The sequence below is a fragment of the Nocardia sp. GP40 genome, from assembly GCF_050434125.1.
In the GTDB taxonomy this organism is placed as follows: Bacteria; Actinomycetota; Actinomycetes; order Mycobacteriales; family Mycobacteriaceae; genus Nocardia; species Nocardia albiluteola.
Genome location: NZ_JBNPVW010000001.1, coordinates 538,636 through 561,612 on the forward strand (window position 1 = coordinate 538,636; position 22,977 = coordinate 561,612).

The 22,977-nt window shown below is 69.2% G+C and carries 23 protein-coding genes and 1 pseudogene; 12 read left to right on the top strand and 12 right to left on the bottom strand.

What is annotated here, in order from left to right; genetic code table 11:
- Positions 1 to 32 precede the first annotated feature (32 nt).
- Positions 33 to 872, bottom strand: coding sequence for a lysophospholipase (locus ABH933_RS02265; protein ID WP_429414574.1), 840 nt, complete (start codon positions 870 to 872; stop codon positions 33 to 35).
- Positions 873 to 998: 126 nt separating this feature from the next.
- Positions 999 to 1,121: a helix-turn-helix domain-containing protein gene (locus tag ABH933_RS02270; protein ID WP_429414576.1), complete on the bottom strand. Its 123-nt coding sequence runs from the start codon at positions 1,119 to 1,121 to the stop codon at positions 999 to 1,001.
- Positions 1,122 to 1,218: 97 nt separating this feature from the next.
- Here ABH933_RS02270 and ABH933_RS02275 point away from each other — a divergent pair, with 97 nt between their 5' ends.
- A complete protein-coding gene (locus tag ABH933_RS02275) occupies positions 1,219 to 1,518 on the top strand; it encodes a hypothetical protein (protein WP_429414579.1) in 300 nt (99 codons plus the stop codon).
- Positions 1,515 to 2,012 (top strand): nucleoside deaminase, encoded by a 498-nt coding sequence (locus ABH933_RS02280; protein WP_215923662.1) that lies wholly within the window; start codon positions 1,515 to 1,517, stop codon positions 2,010 to 2,012. The genes ABH933_RS02275 and ABH933_RS02280 overlap by 4 nt, the downstream gene beginning before the upstream one ends.
- Before the next feature lie 12 nt (positions 2,013 to 2,024).
- Here the strand turns inward: ABH933_RS02280 and ABH933_RS02285 are convergent, their stop codons facing one another.
- Positions 2,025 to 2,936 carry an oxygenase MpaB family protein gene (locus tag ABH933_RS02285; RefSeq protein WP_429414582.1) on the bottom strand — a complete coding sequence of 304 codons (912 nt, stop codon included), beginning with the start codon at positions 2,934 to 2,936 and terminating at the stop codon, positions 2,025 to 2,027.
- A gap of 405 nt (positions 2,937 to 3,341) precedes the next feature.
- On the opposite strand from ABH933_RS02285, the gene ABH933_RS02290 reads away from it, so the two are divergent.
- The 8 genes and pseudogenes from ABH933_RS02290 (at position 3,342) to ABH933_RS02325 (ending at position 9,440) form a co-directional block, all read left to right on the top strand.
- Positions 3,342 to 4,196, top strand: a complete 855-nt coding sequence (locus ABH933_RS02290; RefSeq protein WP_429414585.1) for a sigma-70 family RNA polymerase sigma factor — start codon at positions 3,342 to 3,344, stop codon at positions 4,194 to 4,196.
- Between the two features lie 101 nt (positions 4,197 to 4,297).
- Positions 4,298 to 4,450, top strand: coding sequence for a hypothetical protein (locus ABH933_RS02295; protein ID WP_429454911.1), 153 nt, complete (start codon positions 4,298 to 4,300; stop codon positions 4,448 to 4,450).
- A 275-nt stretch (positions 4,451 to 4,725) separates the two neighbouring features.
- The gene (locus ABH933_RS02300) at positions 4,726 to 5,649 is read left to right on the top strand and encodes an SDR family NAD(P)-dependent oxidoreductase (RefSeq protein ID WP_429414588.1); all 924 of its coding nucleotides are present in this window, start codon (positions 4,726 to 4,728) and stop codon (positions 5,647 to 5,649) included.
- A gap of 18 nt (positions 5,650 to 5,667) precedes the next feature.
- Complete coding sequence (locus tag ABH933_RS02305; protein WP_429414591.1) at positions 5,668 to 5,946, top strand: 50S ribosomal protein bL37; 279 nt, start codon at positions 5,668 to 5,670, stop codon at positions 5,944 to 5,946.
- Positions 5,947 to 6,196: 250 nt separating this feature from the next.
- Positions 6,197 to 6,376 (top strand): hypothetical protein, encoded by a 180-nt coding sequence (locus ABH933_RS02310; protein WP_215923744.1) that lies wholly within the window; start codon positions 6,197 to 6,199, stop codon positions 6,374 to 6,376.
- Between the two features lie 811 nt (positions 6,377 to 7,187).
- Positions 7,188 to 7,508: pseudogene (locus tag ABH933_RS02315) on the top strand (3-keto-5-aminohexanoate cleavage protein); the annotation flags it as partial.
- Between the two features lie 121 nt (positions 7,509 to 7,629).
- Positions 7,630 to 8,850 (top strand): MFS transporter, encoded by a 1,221-nt coding sequence (locus ABH933_RS02320; protein ID WP_429414595.1) that lies wholly within the window; start codon positions 7,630 to 7,632, stop codon positions 8,848 to 8,850.
- Between the two features lie 74 nt (positions 8,851 to 8,924).
- Positions 8,925 to 9,440 (top strand): AMP-binding protein, encoded by a 516-nt coding sequence (locus ABH933_RS02325; protein ID WP_429414598.1) that lies wholly within the window; start codon positions 8,925 to 8,927, stop codon positions 9,438 to 9,440.
- A 378-nt stretch (positions 9,441 to 9,818) separates the two neighbouring features.
- Here the strand turns inward: ABH933_RS02325 and glnA are convergent, their stop codons facing one another.
- Entirely contained in the window at positions 9,819 to 11,255 is a 1,437-nt protein-coding gene (gene glnA, locus ABH933_RS02330; RefSeq protein WP_429414601.1) for a type I glutamate--ammonia ligase, read from the bottom strand.
- A gap of 375 nt (positions 11,256 to 11,630) precedes the next feature.
- On the opposite strand from glnA, the gene ABH933_RS02335 reads away from it, so the two are divergent.
- On the top strand, positions 11,631 to 12,155 hold the full coding sequence (locus tag ABH933_RS02335; RefSeq protein WP_215923648.1) for an RDD family protein: 525 nt from the start codon (positions 11,631 to 11,633) through the stop codon (positions 12,153 to 12,155).
- A 50-nt stretch (positions 12,156 to 12,205) separates the two neighbouring features.
- On the opposite strand, the gene ABH933_RS02340 is transcribed toward ABH933_RS02335, so the two are convergent.
- The 7 genes from ABH933_RS02340 to sucB all read right to left on the bottom strand — a co-directional run bounded on the left by ABH933_RS02340 (position 12,206) and on the right by sucB (position 20,574).
- Complete coding sequence (locus ABH933_RS02340; protein ID WP_429414605.1) at positions 12,206 to 12,955, bottom strand: DUF4191 domain-containing protein; 750 nt, start codon at positions 12,953 to 12,955, stop codon at positions 12,206 to 12,208.
- Between the two features lie 43 nt (positions 12,956 to 12,998).
- Entirely contained in the window at positions 12,999 to 15,215 is a 2,217-nt protein-coding gene (locus ABH933_RS02345; RefSeq protein WP_429414607.1) for an elongation factor G-like protein EF-G2, read from the bottom strand.
- Between the two features lie 117 nt (positions 15,216 to 15,332).
- Complete coding sequence (gene lipA / locus ABH933_RS02350) at positions 15,333 to 16,382, bottom strand: lipoyl synthase (RefSeq protein ID WP_429414610.1); 1,050 nt, start codon at positions 16,380 to 16,382, stop codon at positions 15,333 to 15,335.
- A gap of 24 nt (positions 16,383 to 16,406) precedes the next feature.
- The gene (lipB, locus tag ABH933_RS02355; protein ID WP_429415696.1) at positions 16,407 to 17,141 is read right to left on the bottom strand and encodes a lipoyl(octanoyl) transferase LipB; all 735 of its coding nucleotides are present in this window, start codon (positions 17,139 to 17,141) and stop codon (positions 16,407 to 16,409) included.
- A gap of 71 nt (positions 17,142 to 17,212) precedes the next feature.
- Complete coding sequence (locus tag ABH933_RS02360; RefSeq protein WP_429415698.1) at positions 17,213 to 17,752, bottom strand: N-acetyltransferase family protein; 540 nt, start codon at positions 17,750 to 17,752, stop codon at positions 17,213 to 17,215.
- Positions 17,753 to 17,870: 118 nt separating this feature from the next.
- On the bottom strand, positions 17,871 to 18,764 hold the full coding sequence (locus ABH933_RS02365) for a TIGR01777 family oxidoreductase (protein ID WP_215923644.1): 894 nt from the start codon (positions 18,762 to 18,764) through the stop codon (positions 17,871 to 17,873).
- Between the two features lie 31 nt (positions 18,765 to 18,795).
- Entirely contained in the window at positions 18,796 to 20,574 is a 1,779-nt protein-coding gene (sucB, locus tag ABH933_RS02370; protein WP_429414613.1) for a 2-oxoglutarate dehydrogenase, E2 component, dihydrolipoamide succinyltransferase, read from the bottom strand.
- A gap of 412 nt (positions 20,575 to 20,986) precedes the next feature.
- On the opposite strand from sucB, the gene ABH933_RS02375 reads away from it, so the two are divergent.
- Positions 20,987 to 21,343, top strand: coding sequence for an oxidoreductase (locus ABH933_RS02375; RefSeq protein WP_429414616.1), 357 nt, complete (start codon positions 20,987 to 20,989; stop codon positions 21,341 to 21,343).
- A gap of 45 nt (positions 21,344 to 21,388) precedes the next feature.
- On the opposite strand, the gene ABH933_RS02380 is transcribed toward ABH933_RS02375, so the two are convergent.
- A complete protein-coding gene (locus ABH933_RS02380) occupies positions 21,389 to 22,906 on the bottom strand; it encodes a leucyl aminopeptidase (protein ID WP_429414619.1) in 1,518 nt (505 codons plus the stop codon).
- Between the last annotated feature and the right edge of the window lie 71 nt (positions 22,907 to 22,977).

Consider the following 22,977-nt stretch of genomic DNA (forward strand, 5'->3'; position numbering starts at 1 on the left):
GTCTCGGCCGGGTTCCCGCCGAGGTCGGTTCGTCAGCTCGCGGTCAGGTGTTTGTCGAGCCAGTCCGTGAGGTCGGTGAGCACCCTGTCCTGCTCGGGCTCGTTGAAGACCTCATGGTAGAGGCCGGGATAGCGGATGACGGTCAGATCTTTCGCGCCCGCGCGCTCCTCGACGGTGTCCGCGCTGGACGGGGCGGCCAGGGCGTCCGCGGTGCCGTGCAGGACCAGCGTCGGCACGGTGAGGCGATCCAGGCGCGCCCGGACGATCTCGGTGGCCCGCAGGATCTCGGCGCCGGTGCGCGCGGGGAGCTTGCCGCGGTAGGTCAGCGGGTCGGAGTCATAGGCGCGGATCACCTCGGGATCCCGGCTGATCATCGACGAGTCCAGTTGCAGCACACCCAGATTCGGGGTCCAGCGGCTCAGTAGCGGGGCGAAGAGGCGTTGCGCGGCCGGGACGGCGGGAATGTCCAGGGGCGGTGCGGAGATCGCGACCCCGGCGACGTCCAGCGGGGCGCGGGTGGCCAGATACAGGGTGATCAGGCTGCCCATGCTGTGCCCGAGCACGAAGCGCGGGACGTCCGGATGCCGCGCCGAGGCGAGGTCGAGCAGCGTCGCCAGATTGTCGGCTGCGGCGTCGATCGAGCCGATGTTCGCCTTGCCGCCCGCCGACTGCCCGTGCCCGATGTGGTCGAGGGCATATACCGCGAAACCGTTGCCGGCCAAGCGTTGCCCGACATGCTCGTAGCGCCCGGAGTGTTCGGCGACGCCGTGCGAGAGCGCGATCACCCCGCGCACGGTCTCCTCCGGCACCCAGGCGCGCCAGAACACGCGCCCGTCCTGCCCGTCGAACTCGCCCGTCTCACTCCGGACCATCACCGCTCCCTTCGCCAGCACCGCGCCCTGTCGCGGTCATTGTCTCTCGCGGCCGCCGCACCGGTCGGATGATTGTCCGATTCGATCCCACCGTGTCGGGGATTGCCGGCCTCCGGCGGAGTCATCTCAAATCTCGTCGATCGTGCAGGCGAGATAGAGATCGACGCGGTCCCGGGCCGTCCCCAGATCCCTGCCGGTGAGCACTTCGATGCGCCCGATCCGGCAGTGCAGCGTGCTCCGGCCTCGCAATTGGTCGTTTCGCCGCTGTTGTCAAGGGCTTCCGCGCTGGTCTACTGGGTGCACTGCGCAGCACGGATCTCCTACGAACGATCGAAGGGGCTACCTCATGGCGCACTCTCTCACCCGGCGATTGTCGGATTCTGTGCGTGCGGCCGCGGCGGTCGAGACCGGCATGCTCGCCACCACGGCATTCGGGCTGGGCTGGTGGCAGGCGCTGGCGGCGATCGTGCTCGGCGGCGCGCTCGGGGCGGCCGCGATCGGCCCGATCGCCGAGCGTCATCCCGGGCTCGGATCCCTCGCCGCGGCAGTCGCTTTCGTGACCGCCGGGCTCGTTCACGCCGCGCTGACCCGGAACGTCCGGCCCGGCGCGGCATCCACCCCGCACACCAAGGAGATCTCCGCATGAGCACCGCCCCGATCACGGCACCGACCGGCCGGGACATCGACCACCTGCACACCGCGGTCGCGATCGCGCGCCGCGCCCGGACCAACGGCAACCATCCGTTCGGCGCGCTGCTGGCCGGGCCGGACGGCGCCGTGCTGCTGGAGGCCGAGAACACGGTCACCACCGGGCGAGACGCCACCGGCCACGCCGAAACGAACCTGGTCAGGATGGCAACCGCGCGATACGAGCCCGGTTTCCTGCGCACCTGCAGCCTGTACACCAGCACCGAACCGTGCGCCATGTGCTCGGGGGCGATCTACTGGGGCGGCATCGGCCGCGTGGTCTATGCCCTGGGCGAGGACGAACTGCTCGCCCTGACGGGCGCCAGCCCGGAGAACCCGACGATGGCGCTGCCGTGCCGGACCGTCTTCGCCGCCGGGCAGCGGGAACTGCCGGTTGTCGGCCCGGTCGAGCTGCCCGAGGCTCGCACGGTGCACGAGGGCTTCTGGAACTGAGATCAACGGCAGCTATACCGGTCGCAGGTCGATCATGCGGCGCAGGCGGGCGCGGTCGCGTTCGAGGCGGCGGGCCTCGTAGGCGATGGGGAAGTAGCGGAGGCGTTCGGGGAGGCGGGGGACAGTGCGGCCGATGATCCAGCCGAGGGCGCGCAGGGCGGCCTCGTCAGTGGCGGTCCAGGTCAGGCCGAGTTTCTCGCGGGCGGACGGGGGTGTGGTGCCGACGGTGAAGAAGTACTGCATGCGGCTCACCGGTGCGGTGGCGATCCGCCAGGCCGGGCGCAGCGGGCGCGGCAGGAAGGACGGCGCGCCCACGCCGCGGCTCACCCGCAGGAAGTCGTCGGCGACAGTGGTTGCCACCAAATGGTTTTCGACCTTGTCGTGGAAGTAGTCGAGCCACTCGGCGTAGGTTTCGGGAATTTCCTTGGGCGCCACCGAGAAATTGCGCATCAGCTGGACGACCTCGCGGTAGTACTCCTGCTTGTCCGCCTCGGTCAGCGGTGTGCGGGTGAAGGGCCGGTTGCCCTCGGTATACGCGTAGACCGCGGTGTGCAGTACCCAGGCCCACGGCCCGGACGACAGCGCGGTGTGCCGAACACCCTGCACATCAACGGAATTGAGGGAGGCGTGCATCGTGCGCAGCCGATCGGCCTCGGCCAGGGCCTCGTCGCCGCCGTAGATCCACATCATGACCGAGGCGATGCTGCGCATGGCACGGCCCATCGGGTCGGTGCGGAAGGTCGAATGCTCGTCGACCACCGCGGCGATCGAGGGCTCCATCGTCTGCAGCAGGAAGGCAGATCCGGCGGTGAACGGAAAGGTGATCAGGCCGACCTCGTCCCACATCCGGCTCTCGGGCGTGAAGGGCGTCCGGGCCGGGCGGTCGCGGTCGGGCCGCTCGGTCGGGGTCATGGACGCGGTCATGCGGATCTCCCTTGATCACTCTGCTGCGTGAGGCCACCTCATCGACATGATGAGAGTATTGCTGCATAAGTCTCTCATCATGTCGCTATGAGGGCAAGGATGGCCCTGGGGATCCCGCCGTGGATGCGCGGCGGCCGATCCGTCCGCCTCGTCGAGGATCGGACCGGTAGCGGATGGAGCTCCGTTGCTCCGCCCGGGCGATGTACCCGCCGCGCCGTCTGTGTCGTGTACCTATACGACGGATGAGGAGCGCCGAATGTGACATCCGAGGCGGATTATTTGTCCAGGAGCTGGATCGGCGACATCGGTCGAGTTCGCACTCGTTCGCGGACGTGTCACAGCTGGGACGTGCCGGCGGTCATCAGAGGTGAGAAGATCAACCGAACGCGGAGGAGACCGACGACCATGACCAACGATGCCGACCTGTTGGCACGCCACTTCGAGCAGCAGCGCGACCGGCTGCGCGCGCTGGCCTTCCGCATCCTCGGTTCCACAGCCGAGGCCGAGGATGCGGTGCAGGAGGCGTGGCTGCGCCTGAGCCGCACCGACGCCACCGAGGTGGAGAATCTGGCCGGCTGGCTGACCACCGTCACCGGCCGGATCTGCCTGAACATGCTGTCCTCCCGCAAGACCCGGCGCGAGGATCCGCTGATCGATCACGAGCCGCCCGCGGTCGCCGGGCCCGAAAATGATGTGCTGCTGGGTGATTCGATCGGAGCGGCGCTGCTGGTGGTGCTCGATACGCTCTCGCCGCCGGAGCGGCTGGCCTTCGTGCTCCACGACCTGTTCGGCATGCCGTTCGACGAGATCGCCCCGATCCTGGGCAAGTCCACGGCCGCCACCCGCCAGCTTGCGAGCCGGGCGCGCCGGCGCGTGCGCGGTGTGGAGGAGGTCGAGGTGGATCGCGACCGGCAGCGGCAGGTCGTGGAGGCATTCCTGAACGCCTCTCGCGCAGGCGAATTCGCCGAGCTGCTGGCGCTGCTGGATCCGGACGTCGTGCTACGCGCGGACGGCGCGGCGGCGCTGATGGGCGCCACCGCCGAGGTGCGCGGCGCCGGCGACGTGGCCGAGACCTTCTGCGGCCGCGCCAAGGCCGCCCTGCTCACGCTCATCGACGGCAATGCCGGGGCGGTGTGGTCGGCGGGCGGCGCGCCGAGGATGGTGTTCGACTTCACCGTCACCGACGGGCGCATCACCGCCATCGACATGCTCGCCGACCCGGATTTGCTCGCCGACCTGGACCTGCAGCCCCTGTCCTAGCGGGTACGGGCCGGTCCGGTCGAGGGGGCGATCCGGAAATTTTTCGTCAATACGCGCCGGGGGACTTGCCCGGCGATATCGTCGGCGGGTCTGATGGTGGCATGGCCGACATGCGCACGAACACTCGTGCCCCGCACCGGATCCCGGGTACGCCCGGGATCCTCGGGTTGTCGCCGTGCCGCCGCGAGCCCGCGCCGACCATGGTGGAGCGCTTCGGCTTCGGTGGCGAGGACGAGCCGCCATCGTGCGGCTGACGTCCGTTCCATCGGCCTGAATTCATGGCGCGAGAACCCCGAAGGGCTGCGCTCCGCCTGTATCGGCGTTGACCTGCTCGTACCCGCGTCTCGGCTGCGCTTCTGCATGAGCGGGCCCGGCTGCGTCGATCGTTCGCTCACTATGTGACGAATTCACCGCCGGGACATCCGGATTCGGCTCGATATCGCCTCACCAAACCGATTCGCAGGACGCTCCGCCGTGCCGTCGGCACCGGCGGCTCGTCGTGCGCCGTACCCGAGAAGAGGGTTCCCTCATGTCCGCGACGACATTTCCCAAGCCCGCAATTCCGAAGCCTGCCAAGCCGAAACCCGCACACACCCAGCCCGCGAACCCCGTGACCTCCCAGCGGGAGCCCGCGGGACAGGCCTTCCTGGCCGGACGCATCGCGCTGATCACCGGCGCTACCGGCGGCCTGGGTCTGGCCCTGACCCGCCGTTTGCTCGCCGACGGTGCCACCGTCATCATGCATGCGCCCGACACCTCCGCCGGTGAGCGCGCCGTGCGTGAGCTGGTCGACAGCGGCGCCGACGCGTCCCGCCTGCGGCTGGTGGTCGCCGACTTCACGCGGATGTCCGAGATCATGGAGCTGGCCGGGGAACTCGCCCGCACGGTGCCCGCGCTGGACGTCCTGGTCAACAATGCTGCCATCGCGGCGCCCGAGGCCCGCACGCGCACGGTCGACGACAACGAGATAACCCTGCAGGTCAACTACCTCGCGCCGTATGTGCTGACCACCGCGCTGACGTCCGCGCTGAGCGCGGCCTCGGGCCGGGTGGTGAACATTTCCTCCGACCGGCACCGCGGCGGCACCATCGGCTGGCGCGATCTGGACCGTAAGCAGGGCCTCTACCTCCAGCTGCCGGTCTATGCGCAGTCCAAGCTGGCACTGGCGATGTTCACCCGCACCTACGCCGAGGCGCATCGCGGCGCGCTGACCGCGATCAGCGTCGACCCGGGCAACGTGAAGTCCGGAATGCTGAAGATCTACGGCCGGGTCGGCCGCCCGGCCGCCGAGGTGGCCGCCGAGATCGCCCGGCTCTGTGTCCGGGAGCTGCCCGTGCGGGACGGCGGCTACTACGTCCGGATGGAACCGGCGAAACCCGCTGCGCTCGTGGACAACCTGAGCATGCGTGCACGCCTGGCCCGGCTCACCGCCCAGCTGACCGAAATTCACTGAGACAGATAGGGGTTTGCGATGTCCAAGCGTGCCGACAAGAAACGCGCCCGTCGCAGGAAGAAGGCCAACCACGGTAAACGGCCGGGCGCCTGGGTATTTCGCCCGGCTGTCGGGATCTATCCGATCGCCGGGAACCACACGCGGGCCCGCCGGTGCACGTCGCCGGCGGGCCCGGTTGGTGAACCGGACGCCGATTCGCCGGCGGCGCCCGTGTGTGCCACTGTGAGCGTCCGCGTGCAGGTTACGAGTTGGATACGGCCGAAATCCTTGCCGCTCACCGATTTCACGAAAAATTGATGCACGACCTGCGCGATTTGATGGCAGAATGGAGTTCTCGCAAGGTGAAGGGAAGGTGAATGAGGTCTAAACAATCAGTGCGGAGCGCTCGGTCTCATCGCCGCGCCCGCTCCGGAATACTGTCCTCGATACCTTGACGCCGACGCGGCGGGCCCGCCCGATCGCACCACGCGCCGATATCAGTCCACCTCCGCGAGCCCTCCGGTGACACGTTTCCCGGACCGCCGCGCATCATCGAGGAGTTCACGCCATGCTCCACACCCGCCCGCACCGCGCCGAGCACCGTCCCCTGTTCCCGGCCCTGCGCGACTACGCGCGCCGCTCCCTGGCGCGCCACTTCCTCACCCGTGAGGAGCGCGCCAACCTGGCCGCGAGCCGAGGCCGCCCGGCCGTCTACAGCGCCTCGCTCGGCTGCCACCCGCACTTCTGACCCGACACTCCAGGCCGCGGCACCGATGGATGCCGCGGCCGTTTCGTGGGCGGGCTGTTTCGCCGGGCATCCGGACTCGGACGGCAGCCCGATTGTCTCGTGACGGCGGACTTCCGGGCCGCGGCGTCGAGTCGGTGGACGGGCGATGAGCAACCGCAGCGTGCGGAAACCGGCTGAGCCCCAGCCGAATCGGCCGGGGCTCAGCCGTAAGAGTTTGTGCTGCAGACGATTTACACGTCGTAGTGCGACTTCCTGCCCGGCCACGACGTGCGCGCCTTGCAGGACCGGGTACGACGCATGTTCGCTGGATCGGCACTGGAATTCTTCCATTGGGTCGACCGCATGGCCGGCGAACACGGGCTACCCATGCTCGCCCTCCGATCCCGACCCGGTAGTCGTGGTGCGGAAGTGGCCGAAGCTCACCGCGAGCTGCCGGATCCGGGGCGTGACGATCAACGCCTGCACGATCCGTGCGATCTCCTACACAGCCGCAACCGAAAGTTCGTTGTCCGCCTTCGCTTCCCACCCAGGACGCGGCGCGCAGGACTGAGATCGCCGCCCCCGCCCAGCAAGGGGCGGTCCAGGTTCGCTTCTGCAACCGAGGGCGTACAGAACTGGACGAAGGCGCAAGGCCCACGTGAAGCAGACGGTCAGGGGGCGCCAATCCTGCCCGAGGAACTCGCCCAGGATGCGGCAGGTGGCGCCGACGGCGAGTTCGGCGGACTGCCGGCCGAGGGAGGCTGGATTATGACACCCGCCATCTGCTGGCCGAGCTCGATCCCAAGCCCGATCAGGTCACCATCGCCATCACGGTGCGGTGCTGACGATCGAAACGATCATGCGCAATGTCACCCCGATGTGCACGATCGCGATCGCGTTGGGTCAGCATGTGCGGGTCGGCATCGAGGACAATCTGTGGGGCCGTAAGGGCGAGCGGCGCACCTCGGTACAGCAGGTCGAGCAGATGGTCCGCATCGCCGACGAGATCGGCCGCGGGGTGGCGTCCTGTAAGGAGTCGCGCGAGATCTACCTGTTCGACGAGGCCTACTCCGACACCGACGACGCGCTGGCCAAGATCGGGTTCGCGCCCAACCGGCAGCCCGGCCAGGTCGGATTCCTGCACCACGCTTGACCTTTCACAGGCGAGTGGGTCGGCCGGGCACATCGCGGCCGACCCAACCCGCCCTGTTCGTTCGCCGACGGACCGGCCGTGCGCGGCCGTTCCGCCGGTCCACCAGGCTCGAGGAAGCGCCATGGACATCTCCACCACCCCCACCGACTCGTCGGCGAGGACCGCAGGCACATCGCCGAGGCGCTCACGGATCTTTCCGTGGGTCGTGTTCGCTCTGATTTTCGGGCTGCTGCTGTCGGACTACATGTCCCGGCAGGTCCTGCCGGCGGTGTTCCCGTATCTGAAAACGCAATGGGGACTGTCGGATTCGCGGCTCGGCGCGCTCACCAGCGTGGTCGCGTTGATGGTTGCGTTGGGCACGGTGCCGCTGTCCCTGCTTGCCGACCGCTGGGGGCGGGTGCGCAGCTTGTTGATCATGGCGACCTTCTGGAGTGTCGCCACCCTGCTGTGCGCATGCGCTGGCAACTTCGGCCAGATGCTGGGTGCTCGTTTCCTGCTCGGGGTCGGTGAGGCCGCCTATGGCAGCGTCGGTGCTGCCGTGGTGGTCAGCGTCTTCGCCCCGCGGCTGCGGGCCTCAGTCAGCGGGACATTCCTCGCCGGCGGTTCCTTCGGCTCGGTTCTGGGAATCGCCTTGGGCGGGGTGATCGCCCGCCACATCGGATGGCGCTGGACCTTCGCTGCGATGGCGGTCTTCGGTCTGCTGCTGGTGGTGGCGTTCCGGCTGCTCGTGTCCGAACGTGGCCTGCAACGCCACTACATCGCTGACAACGCCGTTGCTCAGCAAGACCCGGGGCCAAGCGTGCGGGCGCCGTTGTCGAGCCTGTTCTCCACGGTGCCGGTGTGGTGCGTCTATCTGGCCGGGGGTCTGCAGCTGTTCGTGTCGGCGGTGCTGATGGCCTGGCTGCCCAGCTTCTTCAACCGCTCCTACGGGATGGCCCCCGATCGCGCTGGTCTCACCGCTGCGGTGTATGCGCTGTTGATCGGCGTCGGCATGATCGGCTGCGGCGTGGTCAGCGACCGGGTCGCCCGCACCGAGCCCGTTCGCCTGTGGAGCACGGTGACGGTGTATTGCGCGGTGTCTTCCCTGGTCGTCGGTCTCACCCCTGCGAGCCTGCGCGCTACCGCGTTCGGGACGGCCGTGTTGTTCAACAACGTTTTCGGTTTGGCGGCCGGTCCGCTGGTCGTCGGTCTTCTCGCCGACCACTACGGGCTGGCCACCGCGCTGCGGCTGGTTCCGCTGGTCTACCTCGTCGTCCTGGCCGTCGCGATTGTCGGCAAGCGTGCCCACCCGGCCGACCTGCACGCGCCGGCTCGGTTGCAGGCCGTATCGCCATCAGCTTGACCGGCCCCATTCGCCGATCCTTACCGCCCGGCCGCCTGGTCACCGTTCACGAATCCTGTCAATGAAGGTTTGTCATGCTCAATTTGTCTGTGTTGCTGGAAGATTCAGCTCGCATCACCCCAGGGCGGGAGGCGCTCGTCGCCGCCGGTGATCGCCTCACCTACGCCGAGGTGGACGCTACGGCCAACCAGGTCGCCAACCTGCTGGTCGCCCGTGGCATCGGACCCGGTCACGAAGCACAGGCCCTCGGCACCTTCACCCAGCGAGTCACCATCGGCGCCGCTGTGAGCGCCATCCTCGGCGCGGTACTCGGAGGCGGAATCGGCTGTCTTGTCGGCGCCGCGGCCGGTGCCGTACTGAGCAGCCCGGTCATCGTCTTGCTGGCGCCCTTCGTTGGCGCCGCGATCGCAGGCTGTGTCCTCGGCGCGGCAACCCTCGGCGCGGTGGGCTCGATGACCGGCCTCATCCTCGCAGGTGGGCCCATCACCCTGTTCGCCGCCATCCAATACTTCTCCACCATCCTCGCGCCCTGCCCGCCCAACGTCCCCGCTTGCAAAGACCCCCTCCAGCCCGCGGCACCCGCGAAATAGGATCCGCTCACACTCCTTCGGACCCTCCGCAACGATCACCGGGAGCGGCTCGACACCAAAAGCGACCCAGCTCACCAGCACACGCCTCGCCGCAGATGGACGGAAGGCCGCTCCCGCGATCAGAAGAAGCCGTGTCGTTTGCCACCGTCGTTGATCCTGTCGGCCGCGGTGAAGAAGCGGCGTGGTGAGCGGGCGCGGATGCGGCACGCGACCGCGAAGACGACCTTGGACACGTACGGTCACCTGTGGCCGGATACAGACGAGTCCACCCGCCGAGTGATCACGGGAGTGATCATCGAACGGATGGACTCGACTACTTCTACTGCGTACCCACTGCGTACCGAGAGCCCGAATCGGGCCTAAACACGCAGGTCAGGATTACACGTCGTAGTACAGCTCGAACTCGTAGGGGTGCGGGCGCAGGTTGATCGGGGCGATCTCCTGGGTGCGCTTGATGTCGATCCAGGTCTCGATGAGGTCCTCGGTGAAGACGTTGCCCTCGGTGAGGTAGTCGTGATCCTGCTCGAGCTTGTCGATGACCGACGCCAGGTTGGTGGGGGCCTGGGCGATGTTCTTGGCCTCCTCCGGCGGGAGCTCGTAGAGGTCCTTGTCGACCGGGGCGGCGGGCTCGAGCTTGCGCTTGATGCCGTCCAGGCCGGCCATCATCATGGCGGCGAAGGCCAGGTACGGGTTGCCCGAGGAGTCCGGCGCGCGGAACTCGAGGCGCTTGGCCTTCGGGTTGTTGCCGGTGACCGGGATGCGGACCGCGGCGGAGCGGTTGCGCTGCGAGTACACCAGGTTGATCGGGGCCTCGAAGCCCGGGACCAGGCGGTGGTACGAGTTCACGGTCGGGTTGGTGAACGCCAGCAGCGAGGGGGCGTGGTGCAGGATGCCGCCGATGTAGTGGCGCGCCAGGTCCGACAGGCCCGCGTAACCGGCCTCGTCGTGGAACAGCGGCTTGCCGTCCTTCCACAGCGACTGGTGCACGTGCATACCCGAGCCGTTGTCACCGAACAGCGGCTTGGGCATGAAGGTGACGGTCTTGCCCTCCTGCCACGCGGTGTTCTTGACGATGTACTTGAACAGCTGCAGATCGTCGGCCGCGGACAGCAGGGTGTTGAACTTGTAGTTGATCTCGGCCTGGCCGGCGGTGCCGACCTCGTGGTGGCCGCGCTCCAGCTCGAAACCGGCGTCCTGCAGGTTGGTCGAGATCTTGTCGCGCAGATCCACGTAGTGGTCGTACGGCGCGACCGGGAAGTAGCCGCCCTTGTTACGAACCTTGTAGCCGCGGTTCGGCGTGCCGTCCGGGTTGAACTCCGCGCCGGTGTTCCAGGAGCCCGAGATCGAGTCGATCTCGTAGAAGGCGCCGTTCATGGCCGAGTCGTAGCGGATCGAGTCGAAGATGTAGAACTCCGCCTCGGCGCCGAAGTAGGCGGTGTCCGCGATGCCGGTCGAGCGCAGGTACTCCTCCGCCTTGCGGGCGATGTTGCGCGGGTCGCGGCTGTAGGCCTCGCGGGTGAACGGGTCGTGCACGAAGAAGTTCAGGTTCAGCGTCTTCGCCGCGCGGAACGGGTCGATCCGAGCCGTGCTGAAGTCGGGCAGCAGCAGCATGTCGGACTCGTCGATCGACTGGAAGCCGCGAACCGAGGAGCCGTCGAACGCCAGACCCTCTTCGGCCAGGTCGGCGGTGAAGGCCTTGGCCGGAATCGAGAAGTGCTGCGTCACGCCGGGAAGGTCGGTGAACCGAATATCGACGTACTCGGCCTCCTCTTCCTTGATGTACTTGATGACCTCGTCGGCCGTGCTGAACGCCACTTAGTACTCCTTACGGATCGTTTCCCAGCTCGTGCCGATCGCTGGGCATCGCTGCTGAACGTTATGGATGCGGTGTTTCCCGACAATCAAGGTTGTGTTTCGCTGGTGTTACACGTCGTGCCGGCCGCGGATGCCCGTGGGCCCCGGCCGTCGCTGTCGACCGGGCGATCCACGAGCATGCTCGACCAGCAGGCATATCCTGCCACCGCCCGGTATCGACCGGATGTAAAGGTCCCGAAAAATGTGGCCGGGGACACTCCGCGCGCGGTCCCGGGTCGCCGTCGGCTTCCTTGCGGCAAATCCCGTGGGTATCGCGGCGGATCCGGCCGAGCCACCGGGGTGAATCGCGGGTTCGGCCGTGGTTACGCTGGATGCATGGCACGTATTACCGGTTCCTGGCTGTCCGGACCCGACGCGGGAGATCCGCAAGCGGACGAGTACCCGGGCCAGCTGCTGGGACTGCCGAAATCCGGTGCCGGATCGCTGGTTTCGATGTCTCGGCGCACCGTGGGGCTGTTCGTCGACTGGATCATCGCGACGGGTGTCGCGGCGCTGATCGTCCGGCCCGATCCCGTGCGGATCATTGCGAAGATGCACGTCGCGGCCGGGCAGCAGCCGCCGTCCAATTTCGAGGCGGTCACCAGTGCGCTGTCCACGCCGACCTTCCTGGTCTGGTTCGTGATCGGCGTCGCCACCGTGACGCTGTTCGGTTTCACCCCCGGCCAGTTCTTCCTGCGCATGCGGGTCGTGCGGGTGGATGCCGACGCGTCGGTCGGGTTCGTGCGCGCGCTGGTTCGCCAGGTGCTTCTGGTGTTCGTCGTACCCGCGCTGTTCGCCGATTCCGACGGCCGGGGCATGCACGACCGCGCCACCGGAACGGCGCTGGCCCGCTCCCGCTGACGCACGAAGGCCCGCCTCGGGTAAGGCGGGCCTTCGGCATGTGCGGATTCTCAGCTGCGGCGGCGCACCGTGCGCTGCATGCCGCGCATCTTCGCCCCGCCCGGCAGCGGACCCTTGGGCAGCGCGGGCCCGCCGCGGGTGGCCAGCGCGGACAGCCGGCCCTCGATGAGATCCATGCGCTTGGCGTCGATGTTGCGGGGGAGTTTGGTCATGTAGCGCTGCAACTCCTTCAGCGGCACCTGACCCTCCTCGTTGCCGACGACGACCTCGTAGATCGGGGTGTCACCGACGAGGCGGGCGGTCTTCTTCTTTTCCTGCGCCAGCAGCGATTTGACCCGATGCGGGGAGCCCTCGGCGACCAGGACGACGCCCGGCAGGCCGATCACCCGGTGCACCGCGTCGAGCTGTGCGGTGGCGGCGATGGCCTGGGTGGGCCGCCACTTGCCCTGCAGATTGTCCAGCACCCACCACGCGGCGCCGGCCTGACTGTCCATGCGGGCATACGCGTTCTTCTGCGCGCGGCGGCCGAAGATGATGAATGCGACCAGGCCGCCCAGCACCAGGCCGATCGGCAGCATGTACCACTGCATGTGCAGGAACAGGCCGATGATCACCAGGATCGCGGTGATGCCGACGACGGCGCCGATCATCATCGGCAGCAGCAGCTTGTCTTCCTTGCGCTGCATCTGGAACACCTGCCAGAGCTGCTGGCGCCGTTCCTTGGACGCCTTCCTGCGCGCGGCCTTCGCTGCGGCCTTCGCTTCCTTCGACGCCGCGGCGCCGCCCTTACCTGCTGCCATGTCACTCAGGATAGTGCCAGCGATCGGCGTCGACGCGCCCGGTTCACACCGTTGCCTCGGCCTGGGATCGGATACTGTCCGCCAGCTGCGGCGGCATCGAATCGTGCCGCGAGTATGCCCGCGTGAACCGCCCGGACCCGTGCGAGATCGAGCGCAGATCTATGGCGTAGCGGCTCAGCTCCAGCTCCGGGACCTCGGCCCGGATCACGGTGCGCCCCGCGGTCGCGGGTTCGGTGCCCAGTACCCGGCCGCGGCGGCTGGACAGGTCCGACAGCACCGCACCGACGTAGTCGTCGCTGACCGTGACCGCCACCTCGGCGATCGGTTCGAGCAGGCTGACGCGCGCGGCCGCGGCGGCCTCGCGCAGCGCCAGGGCCCCTGCGGTCTGGAATGCGGCATCGGAGGAATCGACCGAATGGGCCTTGCCGTCGAACAGCGTCACCCGCACGTCCACCAGTGGGTATCCGGCGGCGATGCCGCGCGCGGCCAGGGCGCGCACGCCCTTCTCCACGGACGGAATGAATTGCCGCGGCACGACTCCGCCCACCACCTTGTCGACGAATTCGATTCCCGAACCCTCCGGCAGCGGATCCACCTCGATCTCGCAGATCGCGTACTGCCCGTGCCCGCCGGACTGCTTGACGTGCCGGCCGCGGCCCGACGCGGTGGAGGCGAACGTCTCCCGCAGCGCCACCCGGTGCTCGATCGTGTCGACATGCACCCCGAAGCGGGAGCGCAATCGCTCCAGTGCGACGTCGCGATGTGCCTCACCGAGGCACCACAGCACCAGTTGGTGGGTCTGGCCGTTCTGTTCCAGGTGCACCGAGGGGTCCTCCGCGACCAGCCGGGACAGCCCCTGGGACAGCTTGTCCTCGTCGGCCTTGCTGTGCGCCCGCACCGCCACCGGCAGTAGCGGTTCGGGCATCGGCCACGGCTCGATCAGCAGCGGGGTTTCCCGGGCGGACAGGGTATCGCCGGTCTCGGCGTGACCGAGCTTTCCGACGCAGGCGATATCGCCGGCGATGGCCTCGCCGATCGGGCGCTGCTGCTTGCCGAACGGCGCGGACAACGCGCCGACCCGCTCGTCGGCGTCGTGGTCGTGCCCGGCGCCGTCCGGCCCGTGCCCGGCGACGCCGTGGCCGCAGACGTGTACGGTCTCGTCCGGGCGCAGCGTTCCGGAGAACACCCGCACCAGCGACAGCCGTCCGACGTACGGATCCGACGTCGTCCGGATCACCTCGGCGGCCAGCGGCGCGGCCGGATCGCAGGCCAGCGGGGCGGGCCGGGAGCCGCGCGCCGGACCGGCCGCGGAGACGGGATGCTCCGCGGGCGTGGGGAATCCGCGGGCGATCAGGTCCAGCACCTCCACCATGCCCAGCCCCTCGCGCGCGCCCTCGGGCGGCGGCGCCGCGATCAGGATCGGATGGAAGGTGCCGCGCGCCACCGCGCGCTCCAGATCGGTGACCACCGTCGCGAGATCGATCTGCTCGCCCTCGAGGTAGCGCTCCATGAGGGTCTCGTCCTCGCTCTCGGCGATGATGCCCTCGATGAGGCGCCCGCGGGCCTGCTCGAGCAGCGCCGACTGTTCGGGTGTCGCCGTGGTCTGGGTGTGCGCCCCCGCGGAATAGTCGAAGACGCGCTCGGTGAGCAGATCGACCAGCCCGATCACCGGCCGGTGCCCGTCGGCGCCGAGCTTGCCGTACACCGGAAGATGCAGCGGCAGCACGCGTTCGGCCGCGCCGCCGCCCAGGACCTCGCGGCAGGTGGCGGCCATGTCGTCGAAGTCGGCGCGGGCGGCGTCCAGATGGGTGATCACCAGCGCTCGCGGCATGCCCACCGCGGCGCACTCCTCCCACAGTGCGAGCGTCTGCCCGCCGACGCCATCCGCGCCCGCGGCGGCCGAGATGACGAACAGGGCCGCGTCCGCGGCGCGCAGACCGGCCCTCAGCTCGCCGACGAAATCGACATATCCCGGCGTATCGATGAGATTGATCTTTATCCCGTCCCAGCCGACCGGCACCACCGACAGCTGCACCGATCGGTGCTGGCGTTGCTCGATATCGTCGTAGTCCGAGACGCAGGTGCCGTCCTCGACCCGTCCGGCCCTGGTCAGCGCGCCGGTGGCCATTGCCAGCGCCTCGACCAGCGTGGTCTTGCCCGAACCGGAGTGCCCGACCAGCACCACATTGCGGATATCCTCCGGTCGCTGCGCCGTCAGCGCCTTGCCGTTGACGCCCGGCGTACTCGCTCTCTCGACCATCTGTGCTCCCGAGGTAGACACGTGTGGTTAATCCGAGCTTCCCACCGGCGACCTTCGTGTGTCACCGATTCGAAAGATCCGCAGCTACACCGCGAGCGATGGCGAGGGGGCTCTGCCCTAGGCGTTTCCGGAACCGAAGCGGGCCAGCACCGAGGCCGCCTCCTGCGAGGCGGTGCCCTCCTGGCCCAAATGCGCCATCTCCGGGGCGATTTCGCGGCCGTGATGCGTCATGGCCTGGGCATACAGCCGACCCGCGCGATACGAGGAGCGCACCAGCGGTCCGGCCATCACACCGGCGAAGCCGAGCTCGGTGGCGACGTTGGAGTGCTCGACGAATTCCTCCGGCTTCACCCAGCGATCCACCGGATGGTGCCGCGGCGAGGGCCGCAGGTACTGGGTGATGGTGAGGATGTCGCAGCCCGCTTCGTGCAGATCGCGCATGGCCTGGGTGACCTCCTCGGGGGTCTCGCCCATGCCCAGGATCAGGTTCGACTTGGTCACCAGACCGGCCTCGCGGGCCGCGGTCAGCACCGCCAGTGACCGCTCGTAGCGGAAGGCCGGCCGGATGCGCTTGAACACGCGCGGCACCGTCTCGAGGTTGTGTGCCAGCACCTCTGGACGGGCGGAGAACACCTCGGCCAGCTGCTCGGGCACGGCGTTGAAGTCGGGGATGAGCAGCTCCACGCCGGTGTGTGGGTTGAGCCGCTTGATCGCGCGCACGGTCTCGGCGTAGAGCCAGGCGCCGCCGTCCTCGAGGTCGTCACGGGCCACGCCGGTGATCGTCGAGTAGCGCAGTCCCATGGCCTGCACGCTCTCGGCCACCCGGCGCGGCTCGTCGCGGTCGAGCGCGGCGGGTTTGCCGGTGTCGATCTGGCAGAAGTCGCAGCGGCGGGTGCACTGCTCGCCGCCGATCAGGAACGTGGCCTCCCGGTCCTCCCAGCATTCGAAGATGTTGGGACAGCCCGCCTCCTCGCAGACCGTGTGCAGCCCTTCGCGTTTCACCAGGCCCTTGAGCTCGGTGTACTCCGGGCCCATGGTGGCACGGGTGCGGATCCACGAGGGTTTGCGTTCGATCGGAGTCTCGGCGTTGCGAGCTTCGATACGCAGCAGCTTCCGGCCGTTGGGTGAAACCGGATTGCTGGGTGTCGGGGTATCGACGGAAGTCACCCGACCGATGCTACGCCCGCCGCGTCAGGCGCCGGTTCCGGCTCCGACCGGTGTGACGTGCGCAATATGGTGATCGGTAATCGGCAGGTCGCCGTCGAGGGCGCGCACGATCGCGTCGGCCACGAGCGGCAGCACCTCGGACACGTGCACCTCGCGGCGCAGTTCCCGGCTCAGCGTCGTCACCCCGGCGTCGCGAATGCCGCACGGCACGATCGCGTCGAAGCCGCTCATCGGGCAGTCGCAGTTGAGCGAGATGCCGTGCAGCGCAACGCCGCGCTCGACGCGCACGCCGATCGCCGCCACCTTGCGCTCGGGTTGCAGGGAGTTCGCGGGGATCCATACTCCGGACCGGCCCGGCACGCGTCCGGTGCCCAGTCCGAGCCCGGTGCACACCGCGATCAGCGCCTCCTCCAGCCGACGCACGTAGTCGACGACGTCGACCGGTTCGGCCAGGCGCACGATCGGATAGCCGACCAGCTGGCCCGCACCGTGCCAGGTGATCTTGCCGCCGCGGTCGACGTGGACCACGGGGCTGCCGTCGATCGGCATGTCCTGCGGTTCGGTGCGGCGGCCCGCGGTGTAGACCGACGGATGCTCCAGCAGGAGCAGCCGATCCCGGCCGTGGCCCTGGGCGCGCTCGGCGGCGATGCGGCGCTGCAGCTCCCAGGCGCTGTGGTACTCGACCAGGCCGAGATAGTCGACGTCGACCGGGGTCTGGTCGAAGCGGGCAGTTTCGGTGAGCCGGCGGGCGGGGGGAATCACCGGGAGCGCGGTGGTTTCGGTCAACAGGGGCTCGCCGGTTGCTGCGGGGATGTTCACGGGCTCACTCACTATTGGGACGTTACGCTATCGTTACCTGATTCCGCGAGATCCACGGTGGCAAATGTGAGTTGCATCAATGTCAGATCCATCCATCTGCCGAACTTGTGACCCACTTCAGGAAGTACCCCAACGGTCCCGAATCCGAACTTCTCGTGTAGCGCGATCGAGGTGGTGTTCGAGGATTCGATCGCGGCGATCATCGCGTGCACCCGGCCGCCGCGCTCGGCCCGCGCCAGCAGCTCGGTCAGCAGCGCGGTCGCGATCCCGCGGCGATGGAACCGATCCGCGACGTACACCGAGTTCTCGACGCTGAAGCGGTAGCCCGACTTGGGCCGGAACCGGCCGTAGCTGGCATATCCGGCCACGGCGCCGTCGATGTCGGCGACCAGTACCGGGAACCCGGCCGCCTCGCGGTCTCGCAGCCAGGCGCGGCGCTCGTCGAGGTCCGCGGGCTCGGTATCCCAGATCGCGGTCGTCTCGGCGATCGCGTTGTTGTGGATCGCCAGAATCTCCGGCAGGTCCGTCGGCCGCGCGTCACGAATCGGCACCCGATGCCCGTTGTCACTCACGATCCCACGGTAACCGCCGATTCGCCCACGCTATGAACCGCCGAGTCCGATAGTGACCGACCTCATCCCGCGCTGGGGCCGGGCCCGACAGCGCCCGTCAGGCGGCGAAGAGTGCGGACAGGGCCTGCCCGATGGTGTTGTGCCGGAAGGAATACCCCGCCTCCTCGAGGGCGGCCGGAATGGCGCGGGGGCCGTGCAGGATCGCCTCCTCGGCGAACTCGCCGATCAGCACCCGCAACGCGACCGCGGGGACGACCAGCGGGGCGGGCCGATGCAGGGTGCGGGCCAGCGCGCGGGTGAACTCCGCGTTGGTGACCGGTGCGGGTCCGGCCATGTTCACCGGGCCGCGCACGCTCTCGTGGGTGAGGGCGAAGACCAGGGCGCCGATCTCGTCGTCGAGCGAGATCCACGGCATGTATTGGCGGCCGCTGCCCAGTCGCCCGCCCAGTCCGAGGGAATACAGCGGCTCCAGCATGGTCAGCATGCCGCCGCGCCGCGAGAGCACCAGTGCGCTGCGCAGCAGCACGACGCGCACCCCGGCGTCGGCGGCCGGTTGTGCCGCCGCCTCCCAATCGCGGCACAGGCTGCCCAGGAAACCCGTTCCGGTGGGGGAGGTCTCGGTGACGACGCGATCACCGGTGTCGCCGCCGTAGTAGTGCACCCCGCTGGCGTTGACCAGCGTCGGCACCCCCGCGGCGGCGACCGCGGTGGCCAGCACATCGGTGGGTGTGATTCGGCTGTCGCGCAGCTCCTGCTTGTAGGTGCCGTTCCAGCGGCGTCGTCCCACGCCGGCGCCGCAGAGGTTGACCACCGCATCCGCGCCACGCAGGGCCCGCTCGGGCACCTGCGCCCGGGCCGGATCCCAGGCGAATTCGTCGCGGGCCGCGGCGGGACGCCGCACCAGACGGGACACCTCGTGCCCGTCCCGGCGCAGCGCCACCACCAGTGCCGTTCCGATCAGACCGGACGAGCCGGCGATCACAACCCTCATGCTGCGTTACCGAATTTCCTTACCAGGAGAACTACAGGCCGAGATCGGCCTCGAACGCGGCCTCCTCCAGCCGGTGCCGGATGGTGGTGAGGAAACGTCCGGCGTCGGCGCCGTCGATCAGCCGGTGATCGTAGGTCAGCGGCAGGTAGCACATCGAGCGGATGCCGATGAACTCGTCGCCGTTGCCGGAGATCACCATGGGGCGCTTGACGATCGCACCGGTGCCCAGCATCGCCGACTGCGGCGGAACCAGGATCGGGGTGTCGAACAGTGCGCCCTGGCTGCCGATGTTGGTGATCGTGAAGGTGCCGCCGGCCAGCTCGTCCGGCTTGAGGCCGCCGGTGCGGGCGCGGTTGGCGATGTCGGCGATCGCGCGGGCCAGACCGGCCAGCGACAGGTCGCTGGCGTTGTGGATGACCGGGGAGAGCAGGCCCTGCTCGGTGTCCACCGCGATACCGAGGTGCACGGCCGAGTGGTAGGTGATCTCCTTGGTGTCCTCGTTGTAGGAGGCGTTGACGTTCGGGTGCACGCCCAGCGCCTCCACGGCCGCCTTCGCGAAGAACGGCAGGAAGGTCAGGTTGACACCCTCCCGTTCGGCGAAGGCGCCCTTGGCCTTTGCCCGCAGCGCGGCGATCTTGGTGAGATCGGCCTCGTGCGTCTGCGTCAGCTGCGCGGTGGTCTGCAGCGACTCGCGGGTCTTGGTCGCGGTGATCTGGCGGATGCGGCTGGCCTTCTGGACCGTGCCGCGCAGGGCCTGCAACTCGGGGCGCACGCCCACGGGCGCGGCCGTAGCCTTCGTTGCGGTGGCGGCCGGTGCCGGAGCCGTGGGAGCTGCGGCGGCGGGGGCCTTGGTGGCCTCCGCGGCGGCCAGCACATCCTGCTTGCGGATGCGTCCGCCGACGCCCGAGCCCTTCAGTGCGGCCAGGTCGACGTTGTTCTCCGCGGCCAGCTTGCGAACCAGCGGGGTCACGTAGGGGATCTCGCCGTTCCCGTTGCTCGGGGCGGCCGCATGCGCGGGGGCCGGCGCCGGGGCGGGAGCCGCCGGAGCCGGTGCCGGAGCGGGAGCCGCGGCGACAGGCGCCGGGGCCGGTGCGGGCGCGGAAGCCGGGGCGAGCGCGGGAGCCGGGGCGGGCGCGGGAGCCGCGGGAGCCGGTGCCGGGGCGGGCGCGGGAGCCGGGGCGGCCGCGGGAACGCCGCTGCCGATGACGCCGAGCTGACCGCCGACGGCGACGACATCGTCCTCGTTCGCGCTGATCTCGAGCAGCGTGCCGGCGACCGGCGAGGGGATCTCGGTGTCGACCTTGTCGGTGGACACCTCCAGCAGCGGCTCGTCGACCGCTACCGAATCGCCGATCTGCTTGAGCCAGCGGGTGACGGTGCCCTCGGTGACGGACTCGCCCAGCTCGGGCATCTTCACCGGGGTGCCGGAGGCGGCCGGTGCGGGCGCGGCAGCAGCGGGGACCGGTGCGGCCGCGACGGGCTGCGGTGCGGGTGCGGGCGCCGGAGCCGCCGGGGCGGGGGCCGCCGGAGCCGGCGCGGGCGCGGGGGCCGGTGCGGGGGCAGCGGCCTCGTCGGCGGCGCCGATCACACCGAGCTCGCCGCCGACCTCGACGACGTCGTCTTCCTTGGCGACGATCTTGGTCAGCACACCGGCGGCGGGCGACGGGATCTCGGTGTCGACCTTGTCGGTGGATACCTCGAGCAAGGGCTCGTCGACCTCGACCGTGTCTCCTTCCTGCTTCAGCCACCTGGTCACAGTGCCCTCGGTGACGCTCTCACCTAGGGCCGGCATCTGGACGGAGAAGGCCATGTCCGTTGACTCCTATAACTGCTCGACGGGTTACAACAGTTGTCTCTCGGCGGACACCCACCGCGGGTTGCGGCGGAGGTCCGAGTCTATGCGGCAGGTGCGCCGTGCACAGGCCACCGACCGCCACCGAACATTGTGTGTGGCACCGGAGATCCGTGTGGGGTTCTTGTGTTCCGACTGTCCATCCTTGCACTCGTCGTTGCGGCGTGTACCACAGGGCGGGCCGTGTCCGGTGGTTGCGCCTCACGACTGCACCTCGCTGGCGCTCGGTTCCGTCGTGCGGCGGGCGAGCTGGCTCATGGTTCGCTCCGCTCACGCGTGCGAGCTCGCGCGGCCATCCGGGCGGGGTGCTGGCAGTATCGATGGATCGGGCGAGAAGGCGCCCGGGGGACGGAACAGGAGGTGGGCGGGGATGGGTTTGCTGGATCGTTTCCGCCAGTCGGCGGATCGTGTCCGGGGGCCGGGGGGTGCGGCAAACGATGCTCACTATCTGGCCGAGTGGGTGCGGGGCCACGTCGGCGTGGAGGCATACGTGGAGCCGAAGACGACGGTGACCGATGTCACCGTGGTGCTGGTGGCACACGACGGCGAATGGACCCGCAGGGTGGTGGGGGAGCGGGGTGCGCGGCGGCTGTCCAGCTGGCTGGGCGTCCCCGTGTACGACGTGCGCCGCACGGGCTACCCCCAGCGCATGCGCGATCACAACGCCCGCAGTCGTATCCAGCGGCGGCGGGCCCTCGAGCAGGAGTTGCGCGGCATCGGGGACTGAGGGCTCGCGGAGTTGTGAACTCCGCGAGCCCGTTTCGCCGTGCGGCTACTCGGCCGAGATGTCGTTCAGCACCGCGATCAGCGTGCGCACCGGAACGCCGGTGCCGCCCTTGGGGATGTACCCGAACGGGCTGCCGGTGTTGTAGGCCGGCCCGGCGACGTCGAGATGGGCCCACTGCACACCCTCGGCGACGAACTCCCGCAGGTACAGCGCGGCCACAAGCATGCCACCGAAGCGGTGCGGTGACACGTTGGCCAGGTCGGCGACCTTGGAGTTGAGGTCCGCGCGCAGCTCGGTGGGCATCGGCATCGGCCAGCCGTTCTCACCCGCGGCCTGCGAGATGCGCGCGACCCGATCGCGGAATTCGTCGGTGCCCATCACACCCGGGGTGCGGGTGCCCAGCGCGACCAGCTGCGCGCCGGTCAGGGTGGCCACGTCGATGAGGTAGTCGGGTTCGTCCTCGCACGCCCGCACGATGGCGTCGGCCAGGATCAGGCGGCCCTCGGCATCGGTGTTGATGACCTCGATCGTGGTGCCGCCGTACTGGGTCAGCACATCGCCCGGGCGCTGCGCGGTGGCCGAGGGCATGTTCTCCGCCATGGGCACGGTCGCGGTGACGGTGATCGGAAGTCCGAGCTTCGCCGCGGCGATGGTGGCCGCGATGACCGCCGCGGCGCCGCCCATGTCGGAGGTCATGTTCTCCATGTTGGCGGCGGGCTTGATGGAGATGCCGCCGGTGTCGAACGTGATGCCCTTGCCGACCAGCGCGACCTTCTTGTCGCCGCCGGCGTAGGTGAGGCGGATCAGCCGCGGCGGGCGTGAGGAACCCTTGCCCACACCGACGATGCCGCCGTAACCGGCCGCCTCCAATGCCTCTTCGTCCAGGACCTCGACCCGCAGCCCGGCTGCCTCGGCCAAAGCCTTGGCGCGGTCGGCGAATTCGGCCGGATACAGGTGGCTGGGTGGGGTGTTCACGAAGTCGCGGGCCAGGGCGATGGCCTCGGCGACCCGGCTGTTGTGGCGGAAGTCCTTGTCCGACTCCGGATTCTCCACCAGTAGCTCCACCCGTGCGAGCGGCCCCTCGGTGGGCTTGGGCGCGGACTTCTCGGACTTGAAGGCGGTGAACGAGTACGCGCCGAGGAAGAAGCCCTCCGCGGCGGGACCGGGGCCGGTTTCCAGGCGGGACAGGGTGGTGGCAGCGGTGCCCACTCCGGACAGGGCCCGGGCCGCTACCCCGGCCGAGCGGCGCACCTGTTCGGCGTCGATGGAGTCCGGCGCGCCCAGCCCAACGGCCAGCACGCTCGTGACGGGCATCCCGGCGGGCGCCGGGATGCGGGTGAGCTCCTCGGCCTTGCCCTTCGCACCGACCGCACGCAGGTTCTCCACGATCGCGGCGAGCGCATCGGCGCCCAGGACGCCGGTGACCAGTGCGTCGTCGCTCCCGGCCACGACCGGCCCTTCCTCGCCGGTGACGATGCCGACGACCAGCACATCGGTTCCGGGACTGAGGGAATCGACCAGAGCGAGATCCGGCCCGAGCGAACGATCTGCAACAGCTGTCATGCGGACCAATCTACTGGTGCCGCTCCCGCTCCCGCCGCAGCACGGCACGGCCGCACCCCCGGCGGGGGCCC

Bases quoted from the DNA above. Each gene is read 5' to 3' on its own strand.
- ABH933_RS02265 (WP_429414574.1), bottom strand. From the start codon at position 872: ATGGTCCGGAGTGAGACGGGCGAGTTCGACGGGCAGGACGGGCGCGTG.
- ABH933_RS02275 (WP_429414579.1), top strand. From the start codon at position 1,219: ATGGCGCACTCTCTCACCCGGCGATTGTCGGATTCTGTGCGTGCGGCC.
- ABH933_RS02280 (WP_215923662.1), top strand. From the start codon at position 1,515: ATGAGCACCGCCCCGATCACGGCACCGACCGGCCGGGACATCGACCAC.
- ABH933_RS02285 (WP_429414582.1), bottom strand. From the start codon at position 2,936: ATGACCGCGTCCATGACCCCGACCGAGCGGCCCGACCGCGACCGCCCG.
- ABH933_RS02290 (WP_429414585.1), top strand. From the start codon at position 3,342: ATGACCAACGATGCCGACCTGTTGGCACGCCACTTCGAGCAGCAGCGC.
- ABH933_RS02295 (WP_429454911.1), top strand. From the start codon at position 4,298: ATGGCCGACATGCGCACGAACACTCGTGCCCCGCACCGGATCCCGGGT.
- ABH933_RS02300 (WP_429414588.1), top strand. From the start codon at position 4,726: ATGTCCGCGACGACATTTCCCAAGCCCGCAATTCCGAAGCCTGCCAAG.
- ABH933_RS02305 (WP_429414591.1), top strand. From the start codon at position 5,668: ATGTCCAAGCGTGCCGACAAGAAACGCGCCCGTCGCAGGAAGAAGGCC.
- ABH933_RS02310 (WP_215923744.1), top strand. From the start codon at position 6,197: ATGCTCCACACCCGCCCGCACCGCGCCGAGCACCGTCCCCTGTTCCCG.
- ABH933_RS02320 (WP_429414595.1), top strand. From the start codon at position 7,630: ATGGACATCTCCACCACCCCCACCGACTCGTCGGCGAGGACCGCAGGC.
- ABH933_RS02325 (WP_429414598.1), top strand. From the start codon at position 8,925: ATGCTCAATTTGTCTGTGTTGCTGGAAGATTCAGCTCGCATCACCCCA.
- ABH933_RS02335 (WP_215923648.1), top strand. From the start codon at position 11,631: ATGGCACGTATTACCGGTTCCTGGCTGTCCGGACCCGACGCGGGAGAT.
- ABH933_RS02340 (WP_429414605.1), bottom strand. From the start codon at position 12,955: ATGGCAGCAGGTAAGGGCGGCGCCGCGGCGTCGAAGGAAGCGAAGGCC.
- ABH933_RS02345 (WP_429414607.1), bottom strand. From the start codon at position 15,215: ATGGTCGAGAGAGCGAGTACGCCGGGCGTCAACGGCAAGGCGCTGACG.
- ABH933_RS02365 (WP_215923644.1), bottom strand. From the start codon at position 18,764: ATGAGGGTTGTGATCGCCGGCTCGTCCGGTCTGATCGGAACGGCACTG.
- sucB (WP_429414613.1), bottom strand. From the start codon at position 20,574: ATGGCCTTCTCCGTCCAGATGCCGGCCCTAGGTGAGAGCGTCACCGAG.
- ABH933_RS02375 (WP_429414616.1), top strand. From the start codon at position 20,987: ATGGGTTTGCTGGATCGTTTCCGCCAGTCGGCGGATCGTGTCCGGGGG.
- ABH933_RS02380 (WP_429414619.1), bottom strand. From the start codon at position 22,906: ATGACAGCTGTTGCAGATCGTTCGCTCGGGCCGGATCTCGCTCTGGTC.